Annotated in this window: 20 protein-coding genes and 2 tRNA genes; 6 read left to right on the top strand and 16 right to left on the bottom strand. The window is 47.7% G+C overall.

Features of this window, described 5'->3' with window-relative positions; all coding sequences use genetic code 11:
* Nucleotides 1–434: 434 nt before the first annotated feature.
* Nucleotides 435–1,661: an MFS transporter gene (locus NGM66_RS09080; protein WP_258115563.1), complete on the bottom strand. Its 1,227-nt coding sequence runs from the start codon at nucleotides 1,659–1,661 to the stop codon at nucleotides 435–437.
* Between the two features lie 231 nt (nucleotides 1,662–1,892).
* Here NGM66_RS09080 and lysS point away from each other — a divergent pair, with 231 nt between their 5' ends.
* Nucleotides 1,893–3,404 carry a lysine--tRNA ligase gene (gene lysS / locus NGM66_RS09075; protein ID WP_208910848.1) on the top strand — a complete coding sequence of 504 codons (1,512 nt, stop codon included), beginning with the start codon at nucleotides 1,893–1,895 and terminating at the stop codon, nucleotides 3,402–3,404.
* 20 nt (nucleotides 3,405–3,424) lie between these two features.
* Nucleotides 3,425–4,945 (top strand): UDP-N-acetylmuramoyl-L-alanyl-D-glutamate--2,6-diaminopimelate ligase, encoded by a 1,521-nt coding sequence (locus NGM66_RS09070; protein WP_208910849.1) that lies wholly within the window; start codon nucleotides 3,425–3,427, stop codon nucleotides 4,943–4,945.
* 746 nt (nucleotides 4,946–5,691) lie between these two features.
* Here the strand turns inward: NGM66_RS09070 and NGM66_RS09065 are convergent.
* The 15 genes from NGM66_RS09065 to NGM66_RS08995 form a co-directional block, all read right to left on the bottom strand.
* The gene (locus NGM66_RS09065; RefSeq protein ID WP_208910850.1) at nucleotides 5,692–6,654 is read right to left on the bottom strand and encodes a hypothetical protein; all 963 of its coding nucleotides are present in this window, start codon (nucleotides 6,652–6,654) and stop codon (nucleotides 5,692–5,694) included.
* 140 nt (nucleotides 6,655–6,794) lie between these two features.
* Nucleotides 6,795–7,601: a MurR/RpiR family transcriptional regulator gene (locus NGM66_RS09060; protein ID WP_208910852.1), complete on the bottom strand. Its 807-nt coding sequence runs from the start codon at nucleotides 7,599–7,601 to the stop codon at nucleotides 6,795–6,797.
* 2 nt (nucleotides 7,602–7,603) lie between these two features.
* Nucleotides 7,604–8,710 carry an agmatine deiminase gene (aguA, locus tag NGM66_RS09055; protein ID WP_208910854.1) on the bottom strand — a complete coding sequence of 369 codons (1,107 nt, stop codon included), beginning with the start codon at nucleotides 8,708–8,710 and terminating at the stop codon, nucleotides 7,604–7,606.
* A 184-nt stretch (nucleotides 8,711–8,894) separates the two neighbouring features.
* Nucleotides 8,895–9,839: a carbamate kinase gene (gene arcC / locus NGM66_RS09050; protein ID WP_208910855.1), complete on the bottom strand. Its 945-nt coding sequence runs from the start codon at nucleotides 9,837–9,839 to the stop codon at nucleotides 8,895–8,897.
* Nucleotides 9,840–9,906: 67 nt separating this feature from the next.
* The gene (gene aguA / locus NGM66_RS09045; RefSeq protein WP_258115562.1) at nucleotides 9,907–11,001 is read right to left on the bottom strand and encodes an agmatine deiminase; all 1,095 of its coding nucleotides are present in this window, start codon (nucleotides 10,999–11,001) and stop codon (nucleotides 9,907–9,909) included.
* Nucleotides 11,002–11,017: 16 nt separating this feature from the next.
* Nucleotides 11,018–12,421, bottom strand: coding sequence for an APC family permease (locus tag NGM66_RS09040; RefSeq protein WP_208910857.1), 1,404 nt, complete (start codon nucleotides 12,419–12,421; stop codon nucleotides 11,018–11,020).
* Nucleotides 12,422–12,483: 62 nt separating this feature from the next.
* A complete protein-coding gene (gene ptcA / locus NGM66_RS09035) occupies nucleotides 12,484–13,518 on the bottom strand; it encodes a putrescine carbamoyltransferase (RefSeq protein WP_208910859.1) in 1,035 nt (344 codons plus the stop codon).
* A gap of 385 nt (nucleotides 13,519–13,903) precedes the next feature.
* Nucleotides 13,904–14,761 (bottom strand): hypothetical protein, encoded by an 858-nt coding sequence (locus NGM66_RS09030; RefSeq protein WP_258115561.1) that lies wholly within the window; start codon nucleotides 14,759–14,761, stop codon nucleotides 13,904–13,906.
* Nucleotides 14,762–15,031: 270 nt separating this feature from the next.
* Nucleotides 15,032–16,543 carry a glutamate--tRNA ligase gene (gene gltX / locus NGM66_RS09025; protein ID WP_209279984.1) on the bottom strand — a complete coding sequence of 504 codons (1,512 nt, stop codon included), beginning with the start codon at nucleotides 16,541–16,543 and terminating at the stop codon, nucleotides 15,032–15,034.
* A 65-nt stretch (nucleotides 16,544–16,608) separates the two neighbouring features.
* The gene (gene gad, locus NGM66_RS09020) at nucleotides 16,609–18,054 is read right to left on the bottom strand and encodes a glutamate decarboxylase (protein WP_208910862.1); all 1,446 of its coding nucleotides are present in this window, start codon (nucleotides 18,052–18,054) and stop codon (nucleotides 16,609–16,611) included.
* A gap of 59 nt (nucleotides 18,055–18,113) precedes the next feature.
* A complete protein-coding gene (locus tag NGM66_RS09015) occupies nucleotides 18,114–19,619 on the bottom strand; it encodes an amino acid permease (RefSeq protein ID WP_208910863.1) in 1,506 nt (501 codons plus the stop codon).
* A gap of 210 nt (nucleotides 19,620–19,829) precedes the next feature.
* Nucleotides 19,830–20,420, bottom strand: coding sequence for a TetR/AcrR family transcriptional regulator C-terminal domain-containing protein (locus NGM66_RS09010; protein ID WP_208910864.1), 591 nt, complete (start codon nucleotides 20,418–20,420; stop codon nucleotides 19,830–19,832).
* A 279-nt stretch (nucleotides 20,421–20,699) separates the two neighbouring features.
* The gene (locus NGM66_RS09005) at nucleotides 20,700–21,263 is read right to left on the bottom strand and encodes a GNAT family N-acetyltransferase (protein ID WP_208910865.1); all 564 of its coding nucleotides are present in this window, start codon (nucleotides 21,261–21,263) and stop codon (nucleotides 20,700–20,702) included.
* A gap of 77 nt (nucleotides 21,264–21,340) precedes the next feature.
* Nucleotides 21,341–21,412: transfer RNA gene (locus NGM66_RS09000), tRNA-Gln, on the bottom strand.
* 10 nt (nucleotides 21,413–21,422) lie between these two features.
* A tRNA-Glu gene (locus NGM66_RS08995) sits at nucleotides 21,423–21,495 on the bottom strand.
* 199 nt (nucleotides 21,496–21,694) lie between these two features.
* On the opposite strand from NGM66_RS08995, the gene NGM66_RS08990 reads away from it, so the two are divergent.
* From NGM66_RS08990 to NGM66_RS08975, 4 genes are read left to right on the top strand one after another with little or no spacing between them, the layout of a single operon-like run.
* Entirely contained in the window at nucleotides 21,695–22,228 is a 534-nt protein-coding gene (locus tag NGM66_RS08990; RefSeq protein WP_208910866.1) for a helix-turn-helix domain-containing protein, read from the top strand.
* 30 nt (nucleotides 22,229–22,258) lie between these two features.
* The gene (locus NGM66_RS08985; protein WP_258115560.1) at nucleotides 22,259–23,062 is read left to right on the top strand and encodes a hydroxymethylpyrimidine/phosphomethylpyrimidine kinase; all 804 of its coding nucleotides are present in this window, start codon (nucleotides 22,259–22,261) and stop codon (nucleotides 23,060–23,062) included.
* Nucleotides 23,059–23,559 (top strand): ECF transporter S component, encoded by a 501-nt coding sequence (locus NGM66_RS08980; protein WP_208910870.1) that lies wholly within the window; start codon nucleotides 23,059–23,061, stop codon nucleotides 23,557–23,559. Before NGM66_RS08985 ends, NGM66_RS08980 begins: the two co-directional genes overlap by 4 nt.
* An 18-nt stretch (nucleotides 23,560–23,577) precedes the next feature.
* Nucleotides 23,578–24,138 carry a TIGR01440 family protein gene (locus tag NGM66_RS08975; protein WP_373418485.1) on the top strand — a complete coding sequence of 187 codons (561 nt, stop codon included), beginning with the start codon at nucleotides 23,578–23,580 and terminating at the stop codon, nucleotides 24,136–24,138.
* The last annotated feature ends 43 nt before the right edge of the window (nucleotides 24,139–24,181 follow it).

Here is a 24,181-nt window from a genome sequence, read left to right as displayed (position 1 = left end):
GTTTGATACCAAGTATCAAACCGCCCTACACATATTTGGTTTGTCGAAACAATGTTCAGTTTTCAAAGGTCTACCAATCATCTGCTCTCGCAGACAACTTAATTATCATACCATCTAACTGATATGATGTCAACAAGAAGTTTGATTTAACAACGTTTCTCGTTGATGCGTCATCAAGAAGCGACAACTTAAATAATATAACATTTTGTCATCATCTTTGTCAACAACTAATTTCAATTCACTGAATTGGTCTAGCTGGTGAATCGCCGTGACAACATATATAACTATACCAACCACAACCCTCACCGTCAACTAAAAAACGCAGAAAATGAAAATTATTTTCAAAACCGAATGGTCATTATGAAAATACAAAAAACGACCGAGTTCACCGGCCGTTTTACCAGGGCACGCCTGGAGATAGTTCGCATCACATATTATCCTTTTTGTAATCCAGGGACCACGCCCACTAGAAAACTAATGGCAATCAGCCCATCGACCACCGCACACAGCCAAAATAAGGCCGGAAAAGAATTGGCTTGTGCGATTACCACGCCACCAACAACTGGCCCCAATGCCTTTCCTAATGAAGAAAACGCATTGACCAGCCCCTGATACTTGCCCTCATTTCCCACTGTATAGGTGTTGATCAGTGCCGGGACCCCCGGAACGTAAACGGCCTCTCCAATTGTCAGTAAGGTCATTGCCACAAATAAGATAGCAACGCCTGAGTGATTACTTAATTGAAGAAACGAGCTACCGATAGCCACCAAACCACCCAGAATTTGCCAAGGCAATACCTTGCTACGACTGAATTTGGCCATCGCTGCTTGGACTGCAATGAGTAGCACCCCATTGTAGACCCACAGGTAACTGTAGAGTTTGATCCCCAGCCCCTCATTTTGGATGTACACCGATACATTGCTCATCCATTGGGCATACGTGACCCACATGAAGACTAAGCTCAATAAAATGATGATCAGTTGGACGTGAGATAACCGACTCGTGCTGGCCGTGACCGGCGCTGTCTTCCCCCTGCTCACAGGTGCTTGACGACTGGCTTGGCGCTCAAAGTGCCGGGCACTGGCCGCCCACAATCCGGCAGCCAACACGTAACACCCCAGTAGCAACGCAAAGATGGGCTTTAAGCTGCCGTGATACAGGATTCCGATGCTGGCCGTCCCCACGACTAAGCCGACATTAATGAAGATATATAAGAGATTAAATAACCGGCCGTCTAAATGGCTCAGCTGTGCCGTCATCGCCGTGATCAGGGTTAACATGCCTCCCGTCAGTAGACCAAAGATCACCAGGACGATTGGATAGCCCACCAAGCCGTTCCAGAAGAACCCACCCCCGGCATCCACTATCAGGCCGATCAGCATCCCGACACCTACCCGGCGCGCCGAGTACCGATCGGTCAAGACACCACCCAGGTAGCCTCCCAACACGTTGCACCCGGAGTAGGCCGCTAAGATCAGGCCACTTTGGACCAGGTTCAAATGCAAGTCGCCGTGCAGATAGATCGTCGTCAGCGGCCACATCACGCTATAGGCTGTATTCACCAAGAATCCCAGCACCAATAATGGCCACATCTTTCGAATCAGTTTTAACATGCCGTTGTTGCCGCCTCCCACCTGAAGATATTGTGCTAAGTCTATCATGACTGCCGGGGGCTTCGAAAGGGAAAATCAAAAACTCGTTAGACAAATTACTAATTTTGTCGGTCAGCTTCCCTGCTTTTGTTGGTCAACTTTACTGTCGAAATCTGTTGTAAACGCCTTCATTCGGTTGTTTCCGCTTTATGGCTTGCTTATTCCGCCAAAATCAACTAAATTTAAGGGAGGTCTGGATTCATTGTCATTTTGAATCAATACTTAATAGGAGGACACAACATGGGTAACAGCAAAAATAATAATGCCGCGCCGGCCGATCTGAACGATCAGATGCAGGTCCGTCGGGATAAAATGAATAATTTACGAGAACAGGGCATCGCGCCTTTCGGTCATCGCTTCGACAGAACTGACGACAGTAAGTCACTTATCGAGAAATACGACAAGTACGACAAAGAAGAGTTGATGGAAGACAAACATTATGTTGCTGTTGCGGGTCGGATTACCGGTAAGCGTGGCAGTGGCAAGGCCGGCTTTATCGATTTGCTCGACAGAACTGGTGTGGTCCAAGGGTACGCGCGTCAAGATGAACTGGGCGAAGACAAGTACGCTCTGTACAAGACCCTCGACTTAGGTGACTTCATTGGGGCCAAGGGTTACGTCATCAAGACGAACACCGGCGCACTCACCCTGCGTTTCACTGATTTCGAATTCTTATCTAAGGCTTTACGGCCATTACCTGACAAATACCACGGGTTAACGAACCCCGAAACGATCTACCGTCAACGGTACTTGGACTTAATTGCGAACAAGGACAGCTTTGACCGCTTCGTCAAGGTTACCCAGGTCAAGAAGGCCATTCGTGAATATTTGGATGAACAAGGCTACCTGGAAGTTGACACCCCTGTGCTCCAAACGGAAGCCGGCGGTGCGGAAGCCCGGCCATTCGTGACGCACTCCAACGCCTTTGATATTCCATTGTACTTGCGGATCGCTACGGAACTTTACCTAAAGCGCCTGATCGTGGGTGGCATGGAAAAGGTCTACGAACTGGGCAAGGACTTCCGGAACGAAGGGACCGACTTACGGCACAACCCTGAATTCAACATGGTCGAAGTCTATACGGCTTACGCGGACTACACCGACGTCATGGACTTAACGGAAAACATCTTCCGGTTCGTGGCCAACAAGGTCAACGGTTCTGGCCAAGTGAGTTACCAGGGCAAGGACATCGACTTGGATTCCGAATTCAAGCGGGTTCACATGGTCGACGCCGTCAAGGAAGCAACTGGCATCGATTTCTGGCAACCAATGTCTGACGACGACGCTAAGAAATTAGCCGCCGACAACGGCATCCACGTGGAACCTTACTGGAAGGTCGGTCACATCATCAACGCCTTCTTCGAAGAAAAGGTCCAAGACACGTTGGTTAACCCAACCTTCATTTACGGCCACCCGGTTGAAATCTCACCATTGGCTAAGAAGAACCCTAAGGATCCGCGGTTCACTGACCGGTTCGAACTGTACATCGACGGCAACGAATACGGTAACGCCTTTACCGAATTAAACGACCCAATCGACCAAAAGCAACGGTTCGAAGCCCAAGACGCTGAACGTGAAGCCGGTAACGAAGAAGCTCATGGCATCGACACGGACTACGTCGAAGCCATGGAATACGGTATGCCGCCTACTGGTGGTCTGGGTATCGGTATCGATCGGATGACGATGCTCTTAACGGACGCCGCTTCAATCCGCGACGTCATGCTGTTCCCTACCATGCGGCCTAACGCCTAAGCACGAAAAGAGGCAACGGAATGAAGGCAACTCAATTGATCGCGTTACTCCAGGAACATGATTTGTTCTTGCGCACAACGCTACCATCAGACGACACAGACTTTGCGTCTCTAGCCTACGATTCCCGTCAGGTCAGCGCCAACGGTCTCTTCGTCTGCAAAGGCTTTAATTTCTCAGTCGACTATTTAACTTCAGCGATTCAAAACGGCGCGATCTGCTATCTGGCTGAACAGGATTACCACGTGGACACGCCCGTCATTTTGGTCAAGGATGTGCGCAAAGCCCTGTCGCTGGCCGCACAACTGTACTTTGGCTTCCCACAAAATGACCTCTTCATCATTGGCTACACCGGGACCAAGGGGAAAACGACCTCGACGTACTTGACCACGAACATCTTGGCCCACGCCTTTCCGAAGCAGGTCGCGATGTTCTCAACGATCAATCACATCATCGGCCCTAAGCCGGAAGATCAGTTCAAGGCCCACCTCACCACGGCGGAATCTTTCGACATCTTCCACGAAATGCGGCAGGCCGTCGATAACGGTGCCAAGGTCCTGGTCATGGAAGTGGCCTCGCAGGCCTACCTGCTGTATCGGGTATACGGGTTGAAATTTGACGTGGGACTCTTCCTCAATATTTCGCCCGACCACATTGGGGTCAACGAGCACCCGAACTTTGCCAACTACCTCTTCTGCAAAATGCAGTTGATGATCAATTCGCGAAATTGTATCATCGATGCCGACATGGATCATTTCGATGAAGTGTATTCGGCAGCCAAGGTCTCGACCGACCCGGCACACATCTTCACGTACGGCTTTAACCAGCCTAAGGCAACCTTGTCGATTGGCAACAGTACGGCTACGCTGACAGACAGTGAGTTCGATCTCACAGTTCATTCCAGCAACCCGGCGCTGCAGGACTTGGCGGACCACTACCACGTGTCCGTACCCGGCGACTTTAACCAAAGTAACGCCACGGCGGCCATCCTGGCCAGTCGTTTAGCGGGTGCCCAGGTGGCTGACATGCAGTACGGCTTGGCTAACACCACAATTCCCGGGCGGATGGAATCGATCACCACCAAGCATCACGGGACGATCTACATCGACTACGCCCACGATTGGGGCAGCATGAACGCGCTGTTGCGCTTCTTGCACACGCAATTCCCCGACCACCATGTGACCGCCGTTCTCGGTAGCACGGGTGACAAGGGTGAAGATCGGCGCGAAGGCTTTGCCAAAGCGCTCAACCAATTTGCAGATACGGCATTTCTCACCACGGACGATCCGGGTCATGAAGATCCTGTCGCCATCGCCAAGGAGATTGACAGTCACATTGACCATGACAAGGTCACGACGACCATCATTCCTAAACGTGAGGACGCGATTCGCCACGCCATCACCACCGCCACGAACGACGACTTGGTTGTCCTCGCTGGTAAGGGTGAAGACGCCTATCAGAAGATCAACGGGGTCGATACCCCTTACGCCACTGACCCAGTTGTGGCCGAAGATGTGATCGCTGATTTGGCGGATGAAAAATGAGTAACTGAAAAGGAGATTGGCTATTCCGATTGGAATGGTCAGTCTCCTTTTTGCTTACACTCTGAAAAAAATGCAATTAGCCAGATTCATTATGACACCAAGGTTTACGGCTATAAAATTAGTCGTTGAGAGCAAGGTAGTCCGTGCTGGCCGCCTTACCGTTCGCCAAATTTGGACCGTGACGCTGTGGGAAGGACCGGTCGAAGCCAAAAGTCGGTCTTCAACCTCGCTTCGAGCCGAAAATCACGTCTCGAAGACGCCAGTTTCCAAGAAAATCACTTGAAAACTCCCACGGCTGAGTCCAAATTTAGCTCACTCACAGCTACATGACAGATTACCCACTAATGTTGTCCAGCAACTTTCCTACTAACTGGTACCGACACCACTGGATGTACCGAATGCTAGCTAACGCCGGCGGGTTGGCACTTGTCAGTAATACCGAATTGGGTCAGATTTGGCCACAATTCGCCTGTTCAAGGACTAAACTGATTGGCAGTGAAACATCTCTGTAGCCGGGAGTCCGCCAAATATGAGCTCAGCCGTGGGAGTTCCCTTAGCGGCACGGTTTACGCCGGTTAGGGAACTGGCGACTTTGAGACGTGAACTTCGGCTCGAAGTCGAGGAGACGAGACCGCTCTTCGGCTCGTCCCGCCGCCCACCGCGTTCCGGCTCATATTTGGCAGACGGAAGGCGGCCAGCCCCCATTGCAAGCGGAACCTTTGACAGCCACATGTCTTCAGTGACATCTATTTGCGACGCCGTTTCCGCCGCTTCTTTTGGCTGTACTTGATTTGTTTGATGTGTTTCTTATGGGTCAATTGCCGGTCGGTCGTGAACAGTTCGCGGCTGGTCGTGGGATGGGCCCGCAAGTAGGCCTGCGTGAAGGCGTCCACGGCTTTAGTATCGGTGGTATCAATATTTTCATTTTGCATGGCCGTGGTCAGGTCTTCAAAGAAGCTTTCCAACTTGGGGTCGTACATCGTAACCAACGCCGTGTGGTGCTCGCTGACCCACTTTTCTAGGTCAGCGGCTGCGGGTAGCTTGTGTTGATCGGCTAAGTAACCGAACAGCGTCGTCAGCGCAAATGGCACCAGGTTGAACAGCGTCGGTACCCGGTCGGCCTCATCCAACAGGTGGGTGAACGGGCCAAACATGATTTCACTCAGCGTTGGCACGTCCCAGTCTTGAGGCTGCTTGCCCTTACCCGTGATCATGAGTTCTGCGGTCGTGTGCACGATGGTCACGAAGTTTTGCAGATCACCCTGTGACAGGTTGGCCACGTCGGCCTGCGCCGTCATGGCTTGGACCCACCGTTCTACTTGGGCGACGACACCCTCATAGGCGGTCTGCTCGCTGGCAGCGTCGGCATGCTTTTCCACCAACGTGGGCCGTGCCTGCTTTAAAGCGGCATCCAGGGCCGACAAATTAGGGAGCTGTTGGGCCTTGAAATAAGCCGTCAGCACCGGAACAACCGCCACAAAATACAGGTGCGGCTGATCAACCATCGTTGGTAAGGCGGCCAAGGTCGCAGCCACCTGTTGCGGCGTCCAGTCGCCCTGCGCCATGTTCACCGTTTCCCGAACGTGCAACACATCCGTCAAAATGTCAGCGGCATACTTTTGCTGATTAGCTGATAATGAAGCCAACCGTTGCGGCGTCAGGAATTCTGCCGGCGTCAACGATTTGGCAGTTGAATCTGATTGTTCCATTACTTTCATACCCCTATCTTGAAGCGCTTAGGTCTATTATAGGGAAATTCCTTAAGAAAAAGCAAATCCGAGCAAAAAAGAGCCTGGAATATTCGATCCCAGACTCATATTTCTATACTGTTAGCGAGGAGAGCGTCACCCTACTCTTCACGCCGCTGAAAATGAAAGTCGCGGCCACCGTAATCCTCAACATATTGATACAGAATTAGTTCCATCACCGAAATCGTCGAAATCCGTGAACTAATGTCGGTGTCATTGATGGTGACACCGTCCGTAAAGATGTAAAAGTTAATATCACTCAAATTTTGAATCGTGTTGTTGTCCGGTTCAGTAATTGAGACCAGCAACGGCTTGGGTTGCATGTCGACCAGCCGGCTCATGATATCCAGCATCTCGCCATCAGATCCCGCGTAGGTCAAGATAAAGACCAGCGCATCCCCGTCAATTTGGCTCAAAGCCTGGCGGCGAAAGTCGTGGTCCCGGGGATAGTGGGTCTTGAACCCCGCCATGGTGTACAAGTAGTCAATGTACTCGACTGCATGTTTACTGACTCCCTTGGCAAAGAAGAAGACGTCCGGATGGGCCGCCAACCGCTCAACGACTTGGTGTAACCGATCCGGTTGCATGACCCGCACCGACTCACTGATGTTTTTCAAATACTCTTCGCGGTAATCCGTCTGCTTAACCACAAACGGGGTCGCCTGGTCGGACTCCTTGCGATTGATCAGGGTAAACTTAATTACGGTGGTGAACTCGCTAAAGCCCGAGAATCCCAGCTTCTTCACGAACCGTAAAAATGTTGCCGTAGACACGAACGTAGCCGAGGCAACTTCCCGGATACTTTGGTTCTTGATCTGATCCATATTTTTCACGACATAATCGAACAGTTTTTGTTCATTAGCTGTCAGACCACTGAGATGTGCATTGACGATTTCAAAAAAGTTCATCGCTACTTGCCTCCCGTCTGCCGTCCTGGAACGCCGGCCGCAATCGTGTGGATGTTCCCCCCACCGGTTAAGATCTCCGTTGCGGGTACGGGTACGACTTGCCGGTCCGGATACAGCTTCGCCAATTGTTGCTGAGCGACGGCGTCTTGTGGGTCATCGAAGGTCGGCATCAAAATGGCCTGGTTGGTCGTGATGTAGCTGACGTAACTCGCCGTCAACCGCTGGCCGGCCACTCGTGGCAACATCCCGTTGATGGGGTCCACGCCATTGGCTTCTTCTTCACTCAGCTTCAAGATGCGGGGCGTCTGTAACTTGTGAATCTTGAAATGCCGGTCCCGTGCATCCGTAGCGGCCGCCAAGATTGCGTAGGCTTCCTCACTGATTTCGTGCTGCGGGTCCGTCTCATCGTCCGTCCAGGTCAGGACCAACTCACCCGGCGCCACAAAATTCAGCATGTTATCAATGTCACCATTGGTCTCATCCATGAAATAGCCCTCTGGTAGCCAAATCGTCTTGGTTACCCCCAGATAGTCATGGAAAATCTGTTCCGCGTCGGCCTTGGTCAAGCCACCCGGGTTACGTCCTTCAGATAAAACCACACTTTCAGTTGCAATCAACGTGCCCTGTCCATCTACGTGAATGGCACAGCCTTCAAGGACTTTATCCACTTGATAGACTGGGAATTCTTGCAGGTCCGCGACCTTCTTGCCAATTTGGTTGTCCTTATCCCATGGGAAATACAGGCCATCAAGTAGGCCGCCCCAGGCGTTGAACTGAAAGTCGACCGCCCGAATCTCCCCGGCATCATTGACCACGTAAAAGGGGCCACAGTCTTTCATCCACGAGTCGTTGCTACTCATCTCTACCACACGTACAGCCGGTGAAAGTTGCGCCCGAGCATGGGCATACTGATCCTGATTGACCAACATGGTCACGGGTTCAAACTGGGCAATGGTCTCAGCTAATCGGGCAAAGGCCTTCTGCGCGGGTTTGCCGCCCTCTCGCCAGTTGTCTGGCCGTTCAGGCCAAATCATATAACTGGCCGCTTGATCTTCAAATTCTCCTGGCATCCGGAACCCGTCCGCCGCCGGTGTTTGTGCTAATCTCATTCTACTCACTCCGCTTATTTCATCATTTTTGATCGGTTCAGCAATCGCTGGAACGCCCCTATAAATTGTTCATCCTTCACGTCTTTCACAATTCTACACTAGTTTGCCTACGCATACCCGATCATTTTCTATGTACAACTGGCGACACCAACCTGAGTCGATGTCGCCAGTTCACCTATTCACTTTACTTCCGAATAATAGTCCCGGAACCATTTTCCAAGAAACCAGCGACATTGGCCAACGAGGTAATAACCACCTTGCCATCTGGCTGGTTGTTCACGAAGTCCAAGGCTGCTTGAATCTTTGGCAACATACTGCCCTTGGCAAATTGATTCTCTTGAATGTACTGCGTCAATTCTGCTGAGGTCACGTCAGTCAGCTGCTTTTGATCAGGCTGATTGAAGTTCACGAAGACATGGTCGACCGCCGTCAAAATGATCAACAGGTCGGCGTGGACCAATTCGGCCAATTTTTCAGAGGCGAAGTCCTTGTCGATCACGGCTTCGCGACCCACTAACTGATTACCCTCACGTACAACGGGCACACCGCCACCCCCAACGGAAACGGGAATGACATCGGCATCAACTAACGCGTTGACGACTGCAGATTCCTTCACGTTGATTGGCTTGGGGGAAGCTACCACACGCCGGTATCCCCGACCCGCATCTTCCACGTAGACATTGTCTGGATGAGCTTGCTTTTCCGTAGCGACTTCGGCTTCTGTATAGAATGGCCCGATCGGCTTGCTAGGATCCGTAAAGGCTGGGTCATCGGGTGCCACTTCAACTTGGGTGACTACTGTGGCAACATCCTTCGTTAGGCCTTCATCAGCCAAGGCTTTATCCATGGCGTTTTCCAACCAGTAGCCAATGCTCCCTTGCGTCATGGCCACAGCCGTATCCAATGGCATGGCCGGGTTCTTAGCCGTACTGCCAGCGGCCTGTTGTAACAGCAGGTTGCCGACTTGCGGCCCGTTCCCGTGAGAAATGATCAGCTGGTCGCCTTGCTTGACGAACTGGACCAGTGACTTCGCTGTGTCAGCCAGAGCGGCCTGTTGGGCAGCGGCCGAAGCATCGTCAGCTAAAATGGCGTTTCCGCCTAATGCAACTACAATTTTACGTTTTGTCATGATGGATTCACTCCTTATTTTTAACAGAAAAGGCCAGGCTCTTCACCTGACCTTTCACATTTCCCGATTAAGCTTCAGGAACTTGTTGCGTAATGCAGTGGATATTACCGCCACCGAGTAAGACTTCACGAGCGGGAACGCCCACAACTTTGCGGTCTGGGTAAAGTTCTTCCAGTGTTGCTTTGGCCTTCTCATCGGCTGGGTCGCCGAACAGTGGGAAGACAATGCCGCCATTAGCCGTGTAGTAGTTCACGTAGCTAGCAGCTAAGCGTTCGCCTTCGGTCCGTGGTAAGGTCCCATCAACAGCGTCAACGCCTTCGCTTTCTTCCTTGGTAATGGTGATTGGCTTTGGCAAGTAGAGCTTAACGACCTTGATCTTACGGCCCTTAGCATCCGTTGCGTTTTCCAAAATATCCAAGTTTTCTTTTGAAATTTCGTATTGTGGATCGTTCTTGTCATCGGTCCAAGCCAAGGCAACGACGCCGGGCTTAACGAAGTTGGCGATGTTGTCCACGTGGCCGTTGGTTTCGTCCAAGTAGATCCCGCGCTTCAACCAGATGACCTTCTTCAGGTTCAGGTGTTCCTTCAAGACTTCTTCGATTTGTTCCTTGGACAGTTGTGAATTCCGACCATCAGACAAGAGGCATTCTTCAGTCGTGATCAAGGTGCCTTCACCATCGACGTGGATGGAGCCGCCTTCCAAAATGAAGTCGTCTAAACGGTACCGATCAACGTGTTCCAGCTCAGTCATCTTTTGGGCAACACGGTCGTCCTTGTCCCAAGGGAAGTAGAGGCCATCGACTAAGCCACCCCATGAGTTGAACGTCCAGTCAACACCGCGCAAGCCGCCTTTGTCGTTCTTAACAAAGGTTGCGCCACAGTCGCGGATCCAGGAATCGTCATTAGACATTTCGACGACCTCGACATTGTCAGGCAGCATGTTACGGGCGTTGGCAAATTGGTCATCGTTCACACCAACCGTGACGTGTTCGAATTGTGAAATAGCCTTGGCTACTTCAACGAAAGTCTTTTGGGCTGGCTTACCACCATTACGCCAGTTATCTGGACGTTGTGGCCATAAGATGTAAACACCTTTGTGTTGTTCAAATTCGCCGGGCATCCGGTAACCGTCTTGTTTAGGGGTACTATCTAAAGTCTTCATAATTTAGTTCAGCTCCTTATTCTAAGTTCGTATTTTCTTTAACAGCAGTATTAGCGTCTTCTTTGGGTGCGTGGTGTTCAGCGTACCGCACCACGATTTCACCAATCACTAAGGTCAAGACCGTCCCAATCAGAACAGGCATCTTAGCGGAAACTTCCGCGGCTGATGAGTTCATTGGGAATACTGAGAAGATGACGGTCAAGATCAACAGGACTTCGGGAATCCAGGTCATTAAGTTGATCATGACCCGGCCACCAGGAATCTTAAATGGCCGATCAGCATCTGGATCCTTACGCCGTAATTCCCAGAAAGCCGGGAACATCATTGTGTAGGATAACAGTAAAGCCACAACGTTCAGTGAGAAGAAGGCCCAGAAGATATCTTGGTTAGGAATAAATGGACTGGCAATAACCAATACTGAAGCGACGATACCATTCAGGTACCCCGTCCCAACAGGCATGCCCTTTGCGTCTTCCTTCCCAAAGATCTTTGGTAAGACGTGATCTTTACCAGCGTAATCGGCAACGTAGTTCACACCTAACGCCCAGGAGATCATTTCAGAAACCAAGATGTATAGGAAGAAGATCCCAATCAAAATGACAAACCAATTCATGTGACCAATCAACAGAACGAAGCTGTCGATCAAGCCGCTGGATGCAGACAACTTGTCCGTTGGAATCGCGGCCCCCATCCCAAAGGCTCCTAACAGGTAGGAAACGGCAATCAAGATACCACCAATAATGATGGCTTGAGGAATCTGCTTCTTGGGGTTGTCCATGTCATCAGCCATAGTGGCCACAACTTCAAACCCTAAGAAGTTGAAGATAATAACGGATAAATTGCTTAAACCGGAGAGATTCATTTGTGGTAATAAACTGTGAACGGTGAAACTGTTTGCGACACCGCGCGTTGCGGCGACGTAGATACCCAAGCCACCTAAGGCCAGGATCGTGACGATCTTGGCAAATGCCGCCAGGTTCATGATCCATTTACTCTCAGAAACTGGCTTATTGCCAACTAACACGACAAACCAAACGAATGCGAGTTGAATGAGGATCGAGCCCCAGGTGTTCACCTTAAATTTAAAGATTTGCTCGGCAATTTGGACGAATAGTACCGCCAAACTGGCCATCCACAATGGATAGTTGATCCAGTACAACCAAGCCAGCCGACCGCCCCAGCGGGGACCAAATGCCTTTTTGACCCAATCGTACAGGCCCCCATCACCAGTGTAGGTTGTCCCTAGCTCGGAAGAAATCAAGCCATATGGGATAAAGAACAAAATCAGTAAGAAGAACCACCAGAAGAACTGGGAGGGTCCAATGGCAGCTGCGGGCGCAACTGACTCGACGACCATTACGACGACGACCGCCATCAGGACGGCATCGAATAATTTAAATTTTTTCTTGTTAGTGTCCATGATCCTATCTCCTCTAGTCCGCGAACGTTTGATGCCGTGCGGATCTCAAACTGAAAAACGGGTTATTTCGCATTCCGTTCATCAACGGCGTTCCGTAGCATCAGTTCAAATTCAGCATCGTACTTGTCAGCAACGGCCTTAGAAGCATACTTTAAATCTGGATTCAACAGGTAAACGAAGATTGCGCGCATCGCCGTCTTACGGTTTTCAGCTTCATCCCAAACAATGGAGTAATCGGAATCGATGACTTCATCGGTCACTTCTTCGCCACGGGTAGCTGGCAAGCAGTGCATGAACTTCACGTGATCGGAGGCCTTGGCAACTAAGTCAGCATTGACTTGGTACTTCGGGTAGAAGATCTTCATCCGGTCATCCTTGGATAATTCGGCTTCGTACAGACCGTACCAAACATCGGTGTAGATAAAGTCGGCATCCTTCAAGGCTTCGTCAGCGTCTTCCGTAACTAAGACAGAACCGCCAGAAACTTCGGCGTTCTTCTTACCAATTTCCAGGGTTTCAGGCTTGATTTGGAAGCCTTTAGGGCCAAATTGTACGAAGTCCATCCCCATCTTGGTAGCCATGAACATAGTGGAAACACAAACTTGAGTCGCATCACCGACGAAGACAATCTTGCAATCGCTAAGCTTCTTGCCCTTTGGTAAATGTTCCGTCATGGTAATGATGTCGCCAAGCTCTTGGGTTGGGTGGTTGTAATCACTCATGAAGTTAACGACTGGCACCTTGGCAAATTTACCAACTTCGGCAACGGTGTGGTGACGTTCAACCCGGGCACCGATGATGTCTAAGATCCGGCCGAGGACTTGTGAGGTGTCTTCGATGGATTCATGACCACCTAATTGGATTTGGCCGGGAGCTAAGTATTGGGCATGGCCACCTAATTCGGTCATGGCTGCTTCAGCAGAAGTCCGAGTCCGCGTGGAAGATTGTTCAAAGATCATGCCCAGTGTCTTGTTCTTCAACAGTGGTGGGTAGTAACCATTCTTGATGGATTCCTTAATCTTGATCCCCAAGTCGATCATGTATTGGATTTCGTCTTTCGTGTAAGTGTTGGTGTCAATAAAATCACGTTTAGTCATTTCAATTACCCCTCTGTAAGTTTATTTGTGTAGTTCGTATCAATTGATTACGTGCTTAGCATAAAGGAAATATGCACTCTTGGGAAGCGTTTTCAACGAAGCTGACACCCACTATACTGGGGTGTTTCTCGTTTCATTTGGTGAAACATGTTTCATCGGTTGGGGCGCTAAGGCCCACGCTGACTGGACTTATTGATTTGGTGCCAACACGTCTTTATTACATATCGTGAAATATGAAACAAGATAGCACAATACCGATGTACCGGCTCTGCTGCCGCGTTTTTATGCACAGGTCGGTATTTTATTCATCAGATTCACTCACCCACTAGACGAAAAAGCCCGCTAATCCGCTGACCACGGATTAACGAGCTTTATTGCATTCTATCTATTCTTCTTGGTCAAAATTCTTTACCCAGTTGTGTAGATCAATGCTGGCCTGGTGTCGGTTCACTTCCGCCCAGGTATAGGGAAAATAGTTTTTCCAAATATCATCTGTAAAAGCCGCTTCGTAAGGTTCCAATTGTGGGACCACCGTCCGATCTGGCTTTAGCAGGTTAGCAATGATTTCAAGACCAACTGTTGAGAAACAAGTAGTCACAATCTTGCCAGATTCATTGGTGACAAACCCATTTTCATCACCGTTCAGGAAAGAAAAGACATCTCGTTCGACTTCTTCTAGCTTCCGTTTTTGTTGGACCTTGTAGATATTCCATTCATTCAGCGTTGGGTAATACAGCCAGAAGTAATAGTCTTGGAGAAACAGCGCATAGTTACCAGAAAATTTCGTTGCGGGTTGAATGTCTGGACCCGATGCCCGTGAAAATACCGAAGTCGTATCCAACAGATTTTCAATCGTCCCAAACGGATTTCCTTGCTTGATGAACATCGACAGGTACCGCATTTGGCGGCGATATAGCGCAATGGCTTCTTCAGGAGTCATTGCCCGGACCGTCGTCAACGCTAAGGACAAATCGACCTTGTCAATATAGCGAATTAAATCGTCAGACAATTGCCCTGTTTCTCGCAAATGCATGACATTATTTTTGAATTTAGCCAAGAGTTTTTGCCGTTGATGATCATTGGGCAATTCGTCCTTGGGAAACGATCTAGCGTAGACATACGTGTCTCCAATTGAGGAATTCCAAGGAAGCTTCGAATGCAAGTAACACTTCATAGCTTCGGCTTGTGTCAACGGGTAGCTGGGAAAACTCTCAGTAGCATCGTCGTTCTTTTGCTGCTGCATTCTGTCCACTCCTTTATACACAAATAGGTAGTAACCTAATCCTGCCGCTAATAGTACACTGCTATACATATTCAAAGCTCCCTTCTATAATTTGTTATCTAATACGATACACCAAACTGTCCAAAAATAAAGTAAAGCCCGTTATTTTTTTAAAGTTCAATCGTAATTTTACTTAAGTATCCGCTTATTTGCCCAGCACAAAAAAGGGTAATCCCGTCAAAAAATCTAACGGCATTACCCTTTTTTATTCTTCCTGAAAGAAGCTGAAGCTTACAATGCTGAAATTGCTTTATTCAGCAAGGCAATAATCGTGCTAGTTGAGTAGAGTTGAAGAATTTCATTGATTTGCGGTGCCGATTGCGACCCCGTAAATGAAACGTTCAATGGGAAGTAGAGGTTCCGGCCCTTAACCCCCGTATCTACGCTAACATCTTTGATGATTTGGTTAAAATCACGAGCAACCACATCTTCTTGTAACGCTTGAACATGGCTCCTGAAGCTCTTCAATACTGCTAGTGTTTCGTCTCTGTCAAATTGATTGAGTTGACTGTAATCAATCTCTTCGTCCAGAATATTCGAGTACCAAACAATCTTCTTCATAATTTGACTCAGTTGATAAACTTCTGATTGATAGATCTTGCAAATTTGCTTTGTAAATCCACGTAAGTCAGGCAACTGTAAGCCTTGAACTTGCTTAGCAATATCTGTTTGACCTTCATCTACCAGGTTCAACACCCGATCCGTCATATCATCTAAATCAAGTTTCTTAATGTACTCCGCGTTTGTCCAATCCAATTTGTTTTGATCAAAGTAAGCTGGCGACTTCGACATCCGACTAGGATCATACAATTTAATTAACTCTTCCCGTGAGAAGATTTCCTTTTCACCAACTGGTGACCAACCTAAGAAAGCAATAAAGTTAAAGATTGCTTCGCTCAAGTAGCCTTGGTTCTTGTATTGGCTAATAAATTGCAGGGTTTCCTTGTCTCGCTTACTTAACTTCTTTCGCGTCTTTGGATTGTAAATCAACGTAATGTGGCCAAAGTTAGGCGGTGTGATTCCCAAAGCTTCGTATACGGCGATTTGCTTAGGCGTGTTCGCAATGTGGTCATCCCCACGTAAGACATCCGTGATATCCATCAAGTAGTCGTCAATAACAACAGCAAAGTTGTAGGTCGGCATCCCATTACTCTTTTCAATAATGAAGTCACCACCCATGTTGTCAGAGTTAAATGACACATGTCCCTTGATGATATCGTCCCACGCGTATTCATGATTGGCAGGCATGTGCAGGCGAACACTTGGCTTCAGTCCTTGTGCTTCTGCAGCTTGTTGTTCGGCTTCACTCTTGCCATACCAACGGCCATCATAATGCGGTGCTTCGCCTTTGGCGCGTTGTGCGTCCCGCATTTCCGTTAATTCTTCTTCGGTTGCGTAGTCCTTGTAAGCCAGTCCCTGATCCAATAGCTGTTTAATGTAACGGTGATAGAGGTCTTTTCTCTCGGTTTGGTGATAAGGCGCATACTTAGGATTAGGCTTATCTGGCCCTTCATCCCAGTCGATCCCTAGCCAATGCAAGTTTTCAATTTGGCTATCTTCACCATGTGGTACATTCCGCTTAACATCAGTATCTTCAATCCGTAGCACCATCGTTCCGTTGTAGTGACGCGCAAACAAATAGTTAAACAAGGCGGATTGGGCGTTACCGATATGCAGGAAACCAGTTGGACTGGGGGCATATCTCACCCGTACGTTCTTTCTCAATCCTGAATTTTCACTCACACTAATTCCTCCTCTATGCTCTTACATTTACTAACTATTATTCAAGTGCTGGCTTAGCTTAAAACTTAGTTGTGAACTGTCGTCTTGTTATCAGTATCCGCATTAGCGGCATCTTCTGTACCAAAACTGTGATTCAACCCATCAATAGCTAACTTCAAGTCATCCAAGAAATCATCCGCAATCGTCATGGTCATTGAAGGCCGTACAACGATCCGACTGATGGTAACATCGTCACGGTTCTTTGGTAGTGGGTAGGCAGGTACTTGCCAACCGTACTTAGCTAATTCAGATTCCAAATCATACAACGTCCACTTAACATTAGCGTCATCAGCTAATTTCCAGCAATTGATTGGTAATTGTGAACCGTCGACTAAAATGTCAAAGATCCCGAATTTCTTTAAAGCATCGGTCAGTTTCAGAGAAACCTTCCGAACATTTTGCATAATAGCCTTGTACCCATCTTTACCGAACCGGATAAAGTTGTAGTATTGTGCACTAATATGCGCCCCACTGTGGGAGAAGTTAATGGCAATGGAGTCAACCGTCTTGCCTAAGTATGGAACTTGGAAACGCATTTCTTCTGGCAGCGTATCAGCATTGTTGTGACGCCATACGATCCACCCTAAACCAGGGTAAACCATGCCGTACTTGTGACCAGAAACGTTGATTGAAACAACGTTCTTCAGACGGAAGTCCCAAGGCTTGAACCCGTCAACGAATGGGGCAAATAACCCACCGAAGGCAGCATCCACGTGAATGTGTACAGGCATTACGGCAGTCTTGTTGTACTCAGTAACTAATTGATCCAAGGTTTGGATATCATCAACTGAGCCAGTGTACGTAATCCCTTCAATACCGATAATACCAATAGTATTTTCATCAACATAACCCATAACACTATCCATATCCAAAGATACTTGATCACCGTTGATTGGCACTTGACGCATTTCAACGTTCCAGTACGTGCAGAACTTTTCCCAAACAACTTGGTAACCAGACATGATAACCAAGTTTGGCTTGTGGGTGTGTAAGTCATCAATGTCAAAGCCTAAGTCCTTGGCACGGTGCTTCCAACTGTGTAGTAAGGCCAAGCCACCTAACATGCAACCTTCAGAAGACCCAACTGTCGAAGTCCCGATAAAGTCATCGTAGATCTTTTCGCTTTCAGGAATGCCCCAAAGGTGAGCAATCATGCTAACACAGTAGTTTTCCATGGCCGCCGTCTTAGGGTACTCGGACTTGTCAATCGCGTTCGTGTTCAACGCGTTCTTCATTAATTCATCTGCTTGTGGTTCCATTTGCGTGGTGCAGAACGTTGCCAAGTTTTGGTTGGCTTTTGCTTCGTTCAACCGGTAGTGTTCTACCAATTGTGCGGCAACATCCGGTGCCATTGGGTGCTCTGGCAACGTGTTCGTTGGCAATGACTTGCCGGCTTCAACGCTACCTAAGAACGTCTTTTCTAAATCAACATCACTGATAATCTGCTGCGTTTCCTGATCCTGTTTAGTCATAATGTGTTGTCATACCTAGCATGCAGGTATGGCTTACCTCCTTAATAAATATATTTAGCTTACTTAGTTTCCTTTTCCAATGATTCATCCGCTGCGACACCTGGTACTTCATCAACATTGATACCCAATTGATTAGCCCACCGTTCATGGAACCGATACAGAATAAATGGTAAGACCAGCATAACCACGAACGCACTAATCAAGAGAATTGAGTACGTATGCTTGGACGCTAGTGACAAATCAGCTGGTGGGAAGAAAGTAACGACAAATCCAAAGGCTGACAAAATAAATCCTAAACCACCGTAAACGATCCGTAAGGTACTTGACTTAGAAGCCACAAAGCTTCGGTGAAGATCCTTGTAACGGAACTGTAAGACTAAGTAACTGATGAACATCAGCATGTACATCAAGGTGTACAGTGCCACCGTCAGACTCATAGCGATTTGGAAGGAAAGGCTCGACTTATTCCCCCCAGCACCAAAGGTCAACAGTGCACCAACGATAGAAACAATTACCCCTTGAAGAATCATGACATTGGTTTCAATGCCATACTTATTGGCCTTAGAGAACCGTGGTGGTAAGTAACCCGCCTTAGCGGCTTCAAACATCCCGGAGTTTGGACCAACTACCCAGCTGCTAATTTCACCAAGAACACCAACAGCCAGTAAGAATCCAGTTAATTTTTCAACAAAGACGACGCTGACGCCGTAATCTTTAACCAATGCACCGTACGCGTAAACGATCCCGTTGCTCAATTGAATTTGATCGTTAGGAATCGTCATGGCAATTGCCATACTACCGATAATATCGGAGCAAATAGCGGCGATTGCCAAGGCCATCATAACCTTCGGGTAGACGCTAGGCTTGTCCAAGTCCTTAACGTGAGGTGCAGAACCTTCTGCCCCCGCAAACGCTAGGATGAATGGCACAAACCCAACTAACACACTACCGCTCCAATTCTTAGGCAGAATCGTGTGTACGTTAACATCGATCATGGTTGGATTGCCTTTAACTAAATACATAATGAATAAGAAGAGCAAGAAGAAAACAGGAATAATAACGCCCAACGTGAAGCACCATTGTGCAATCTTACCAGTAACACTTGTCCCTCTTTGTTGCAGAGCAATCAATCCCCAGAGAATAACCATCATCAAAATAAATTTGACGAGCGGATTATCTGTGATGATTGGCAACCCAAACGTTACGGAGAAACAACCGATAATGAAGTACATCATCGTGTTCATACCCACCGTAATGTGAATCCATTGATAGAACAATGCCGACCAACCAGCGCGTTCACCTAACATATTCCGTGACCAAGTAAAGATACCACCTTTACTCCAGCCATCGATAGAGGCCATTTCCCCTGAAGTTCTCGTTACTGGTAAAAACCAGAGAATCCCAGCTAGGAAGAGGTAAAAGAACGCTGTCGGTCCTTGCTTAGCAAATGCCGCAAATCCGTAAACCGTCATGACCATGGAGGTAGTCATTGAAAATAACTGGAACCCAGTTATCCGGTTAGCTTTTTGCGTATCAATCTGCTGTCCAGACTTATTTTCATCCACTTTGTACAATCCCTTCGCATCAAATTGAAACGATTGACCGTCTCGCCATTGAAACGATTGTTAGCGTTTTCAATTTGAATATTGAATACTCGGCCGAGTATCGAAGATTACCCACAAAACCAGTTTGCAGATAGTTATTTTGTTAACAAGTTCAGGGTAATCCCCCGGCCCAAAATAGAGAATAGACAGTGAATGTGTTATGTATAAGAGTTAGACAGATAATACTTGTTGTTTAAATAATGTCAGTGCTTCATCGCTTATGCCATCAAACAGTGTACCCATTTGTTGCCTACTGACTTTACTGACACTTTCAACCAATATTGCTGGATTCTCTCGTAACCCATCGCGAAACCAGTTGCGGACTATACCTTGTAGCCCATATTCAAATAACAACAACCCAGACTGATCCTTAATTCTCAGCTGGGGACACACCTGCTGCAACGATTTTGTTAATTTAGTAACAATCAAATCGATGACTTGCAAGATAAAATCGTCCCCATACGAATACGCATGCGATTCACTAATGTGCTGAAAGAAGTTCTGATGCGTATCAATGTAGCGGAACAAACTTAGATATAACTCTAACCAATTAGCAGCCGTAACTTCTCCCACTAAGCGATTGGCATCCTGATACAGCTGATACTGCAAGCAGTCATACTTATCTTGAAAGTGGTAATAAAAAGTTTGCCGATTTACATGACTTTCTAAAACCAATCGTTTAACTGTGATTGCGTCAAATTGTTCATCTGAAGCCATTTTTTGTAGCGTCGCCCCCAGAATGTCCTTCGTTCTTGATTCCATACCCTCATCTCCATTTCCATAGGTTGCTCCAAGGTCAATTTTGCCCCGTGGCTATTCAATTTAGTATAGACACATTTGATGATTTGTATAGGATACTGGCTAAAATGAATTAACTCGGATAATTTTCACATTTTTTAGTAGTTTTTGGAAAAACTATCACCCCATAACGTCATCTCAGTTGTTAGCCAACCGTAAACCTGCGTAAAAAGCCGGTTTGCTTTCAAATGATTCTTGAAAACTAACCGGCTTTTTAAACTAAAATATGTCGAATTTTATAAATTAATCAACTAATGACTCACTAAATTGTTTTTGATGAACATTAGTGTTTAACCGTTCATAGGCGAAATTGTTTGTATGTGGTTTCCCAATTGCTGTCAAATTGACCGTTCCAATTTGGGTGAAGCCACACTTCTTAATGATGTGTTGCATCGCCTTATTTTGTGGATGGGTATCAATCCGCACACTCGCAAAGTGATCTGACTTTTCAATTTCCTTCAATATTTGACGGATCAAATTTTCAGCCACGCCCTCGCCATGATGCTCAGTCGACACCATCACGCGATGAATCGCTAAATACGCCGAGCCATCTGTCAGCCATTGTCCTGTCATAATTTGCTGATAGGTTGGATCAAGGCCTGGAACGACTGCCGCTGCACCTAAAATCTGATTTGCTTGTACCAACACGTAGGTGTGCTGGTGCTGTATGTCGGCGACTAATGTTGCGGTCTTAGGATAGACTCCTTGCCATTGATCAATTCCTTGCGCCGCTAAAAATTGCCTACCATCCCCAACCATCTTTAAAATTTGTGGTAAGTCGTTCATTTGTGCTTGTCTTAACAGCATGCCAGCACCACCTTCTAATTTATTTTAAAAGGAGGTATCTGCACAATCCCTGACGCTTCGCAGATACCTCCTTTTGATTGGGCTAGCTGGATTCGAACCAACGCATGACGGGATCAAAACCCGTTGCCTTACCGCTTGGCTATAGCCCAAATATAAAAATGACCCGTACGGGATTCGAACCCATGTTACCGCCGTGAAAGGGCGGTGTCTTAAACCACTTGACCAACGGGTCATACAAGTTTGTCAGCTAAGTTGTTCTTGCTTAACTCAACAAATACATTATGCGCCCGCTACTGCATTTCGTCATTATACAGAACGCTTGATTTGTCAAAAGAACCACTCCTTTTGACAATACTGCTGAGTTGTCTAAGTCAATTTATCCCGGCCTCACCTACAATTAACTTATTCCCTTAGAAGAAAGGAAGCGCATAATGGCACCCAATCAACTCTATTTATCTTTCAAAATCAGTCAGATTCGTCAACGCCGTTTTGCTGATAACTATTCACGCTTTACGCAGGAAATCATGACACTTACTGGAAAAAGTGTCGGTCGGGGTACGCTCATTCGTTGGGAAAGAGGGCAGTCCATTCCCCGACTTCCCTTCCTTATCGCTATTGCAGAATTAGGGGCGACTAGCTTGGACAACATGCTGAAACCTAGTTACGACCTCTCAACCACTGACGTTCCCCCGGAACTGTTGACACAACTGTCAATGGAGGGACTACAGGATGTTCCAGCGAAATTTTTTCAAATCCAAAATTATCCGCAAAAGCGTAGTGTTACTAAATTTTCTCGAGATATTTTTAATCAGTTTGGCTATCAGATTAGTACGACCAAACTGGCCTATTGGATCAGTGGGGACCATCGCCCCAACCCGCTTTACCTCTATCCATTAGCCCACATGGCAGATATTTCCGTCGACGAACTACTTGTTCACCCTTATCCTTTGGACTTAAATCGATGAGGCATCTTTAAGTATTGGAGGTCTAAACTCTTGGAAAATGTCCTAACAATTGCTGGTTCTGATAACTTGGCTGGTGGAGGGATTCAGGCAGACTTGAAAACATTTGAAGAACTCGATGTCTTCGGTGTTAGTGCATTAACTAGTGTGGTCAACGTTGTTCCTGGTGAGATTCATCCCCATACATTATCCTCGGAACTTTTAGCTGAACAGCTGGACGCCACACTATCTCAGCTCCCGATTCACTTTGCTAAAATTGGGTTAATTGGTAGTTTTTCTAATTTATTAGTTATTATTAAAAAACTAATGAATACTGATATTGAATTAATAGTTGATCCTGTTTTATTCTTCAAAGAAGGCACGCATCACTTTCAAAAACTCTACGCGGATGCCATGAAATCATTGCTCCTCCCCATTGCCTACCTGGTGACGCCCAACCTAGAAGAAGCTGCCTACCTTAGCGATACCAGTAAGCTTGAAACTCAGTCTGACATCCAACAAGCCGCCCAAAAGATCCAGGCCTTGGGCTGTCCCAACGTCGTCATTAAGTTCGGCAGTCGCTTTCCTGGCGACACCGCCTACAATTACTTGCTGACCGAATCTGGTGATTACTGGTTCGACACACCAAAATTAGCTGTTACTACGACTGACGGTGCTGGCTGTACTTTTTCCGCAGCCATTACGGCCTTGCTAGCGCGTGATTACTCCCTGGTGGAAGCTGTTCGCCTGGCCACACGCTTTGTTTACCTGGGCATTCAGGCAGGCATCCCCATCAGTCCACGCCTCGGTAGCGTTTGGCAGGGCGCCTACCGTCAACAAAAGGAGGTCCACCCATGACTCATGCACATCTCAAGCAAGACATTCTCGCCGCAATTCTGACCGCGATGACCGTCGCACTTTCAATCCTAGTCGTGATTCCCGTTCCTGCTACCAATGGCTTCGTTACCCTTTGCGAAGTGGGTATCTACACCAGTGCGATTCTCTTTGGCCCCAAGGTTGGCGCCATCGTGGGCGGCGGTAGCGGTTTTCTAATCGACATTATCACGGGCTATCCCGTTTGGTGTCTTTTTTCGCTAGTCATCCATGGTACTCAAGGATTTACCGTCGGCTACCTTACCTCCCAACAGCAACCAAGGCTCAAAACCTATCTGGTGCCGCTCCTAATTGGAAGCGCCATCATGGTAGCTGGTTATTTCTTCGCGACAGCTTTACTCTTCGGCTGGCCTGCTGGCTTAGCCTCTGTATTTGGCAATTGCCTACAAGTCGCTTTCGGCATGGCAGTCACGACCGCAATGGTTGGCAGTCTGCGCAAACTTGTACCTCATTCAATTTAAGAAAGGATTTTCATTATGATTTCAATTGACACTGTTGAATTTACCAAGCAACTTACCACTGACATTCAAAATATTCTCACCACCGCGCAACTTCACCGCGGCGACATCTTTGTTTTGGGCTGCTCGACCAGCGAAATCGTTGGTGGTCATATCGGTAAAAATTCCGATTTGACCGTGGGTGAACTGGTCATCAAAACCTTGAAGCACCAACTTGATCCATTGGGCATCAACTTAGCCGTTCAGGGTTGCGAGCACATCAATCGTAGCCTGGTCGTCGAACGTGCTGTCGCCCAGCAGCGTAACTTAGAAATCGTGACCGTGGTCCCTGCCCTCCACGCGGGTGGCGCCTGCTCCATCGCTGCCTTCAAGCAGTTCACTGATCCCGTCGAAGTCGAACACGTCACCGCTACGGCGGGCCTAGACATTGGCGATACAGCAATCGGCATGCACGTTAAATTCGTTCAGGTCCCCGTTCGACCAACCTATACCGAACTGGGCGGGGCTCACGTCACCGCACTCCGGTCACGGCCAAAATACGTTGGCGGACCACGTGCTAACTATGATCTATCAAAAATTTAACACGTTACTTGGGAATCAGTGTTTACCCGCACTGATTCTTTTT

The sequence above is a fragment of the Levilactobacillus yiduensis genome, assembly GCF_024718525.1.
GTDB lineage: Bacteria > Bacillota > Bacilli > Lactobacillales > Lactobacillaceae > Levilactobacillus > Levilactobacillus yiduensis.
The sequence above is the reverse complement of the archived record's forward strand: the minus strand, read 5'-3'. Positions and strand labels throughout refer to the sequence as shown.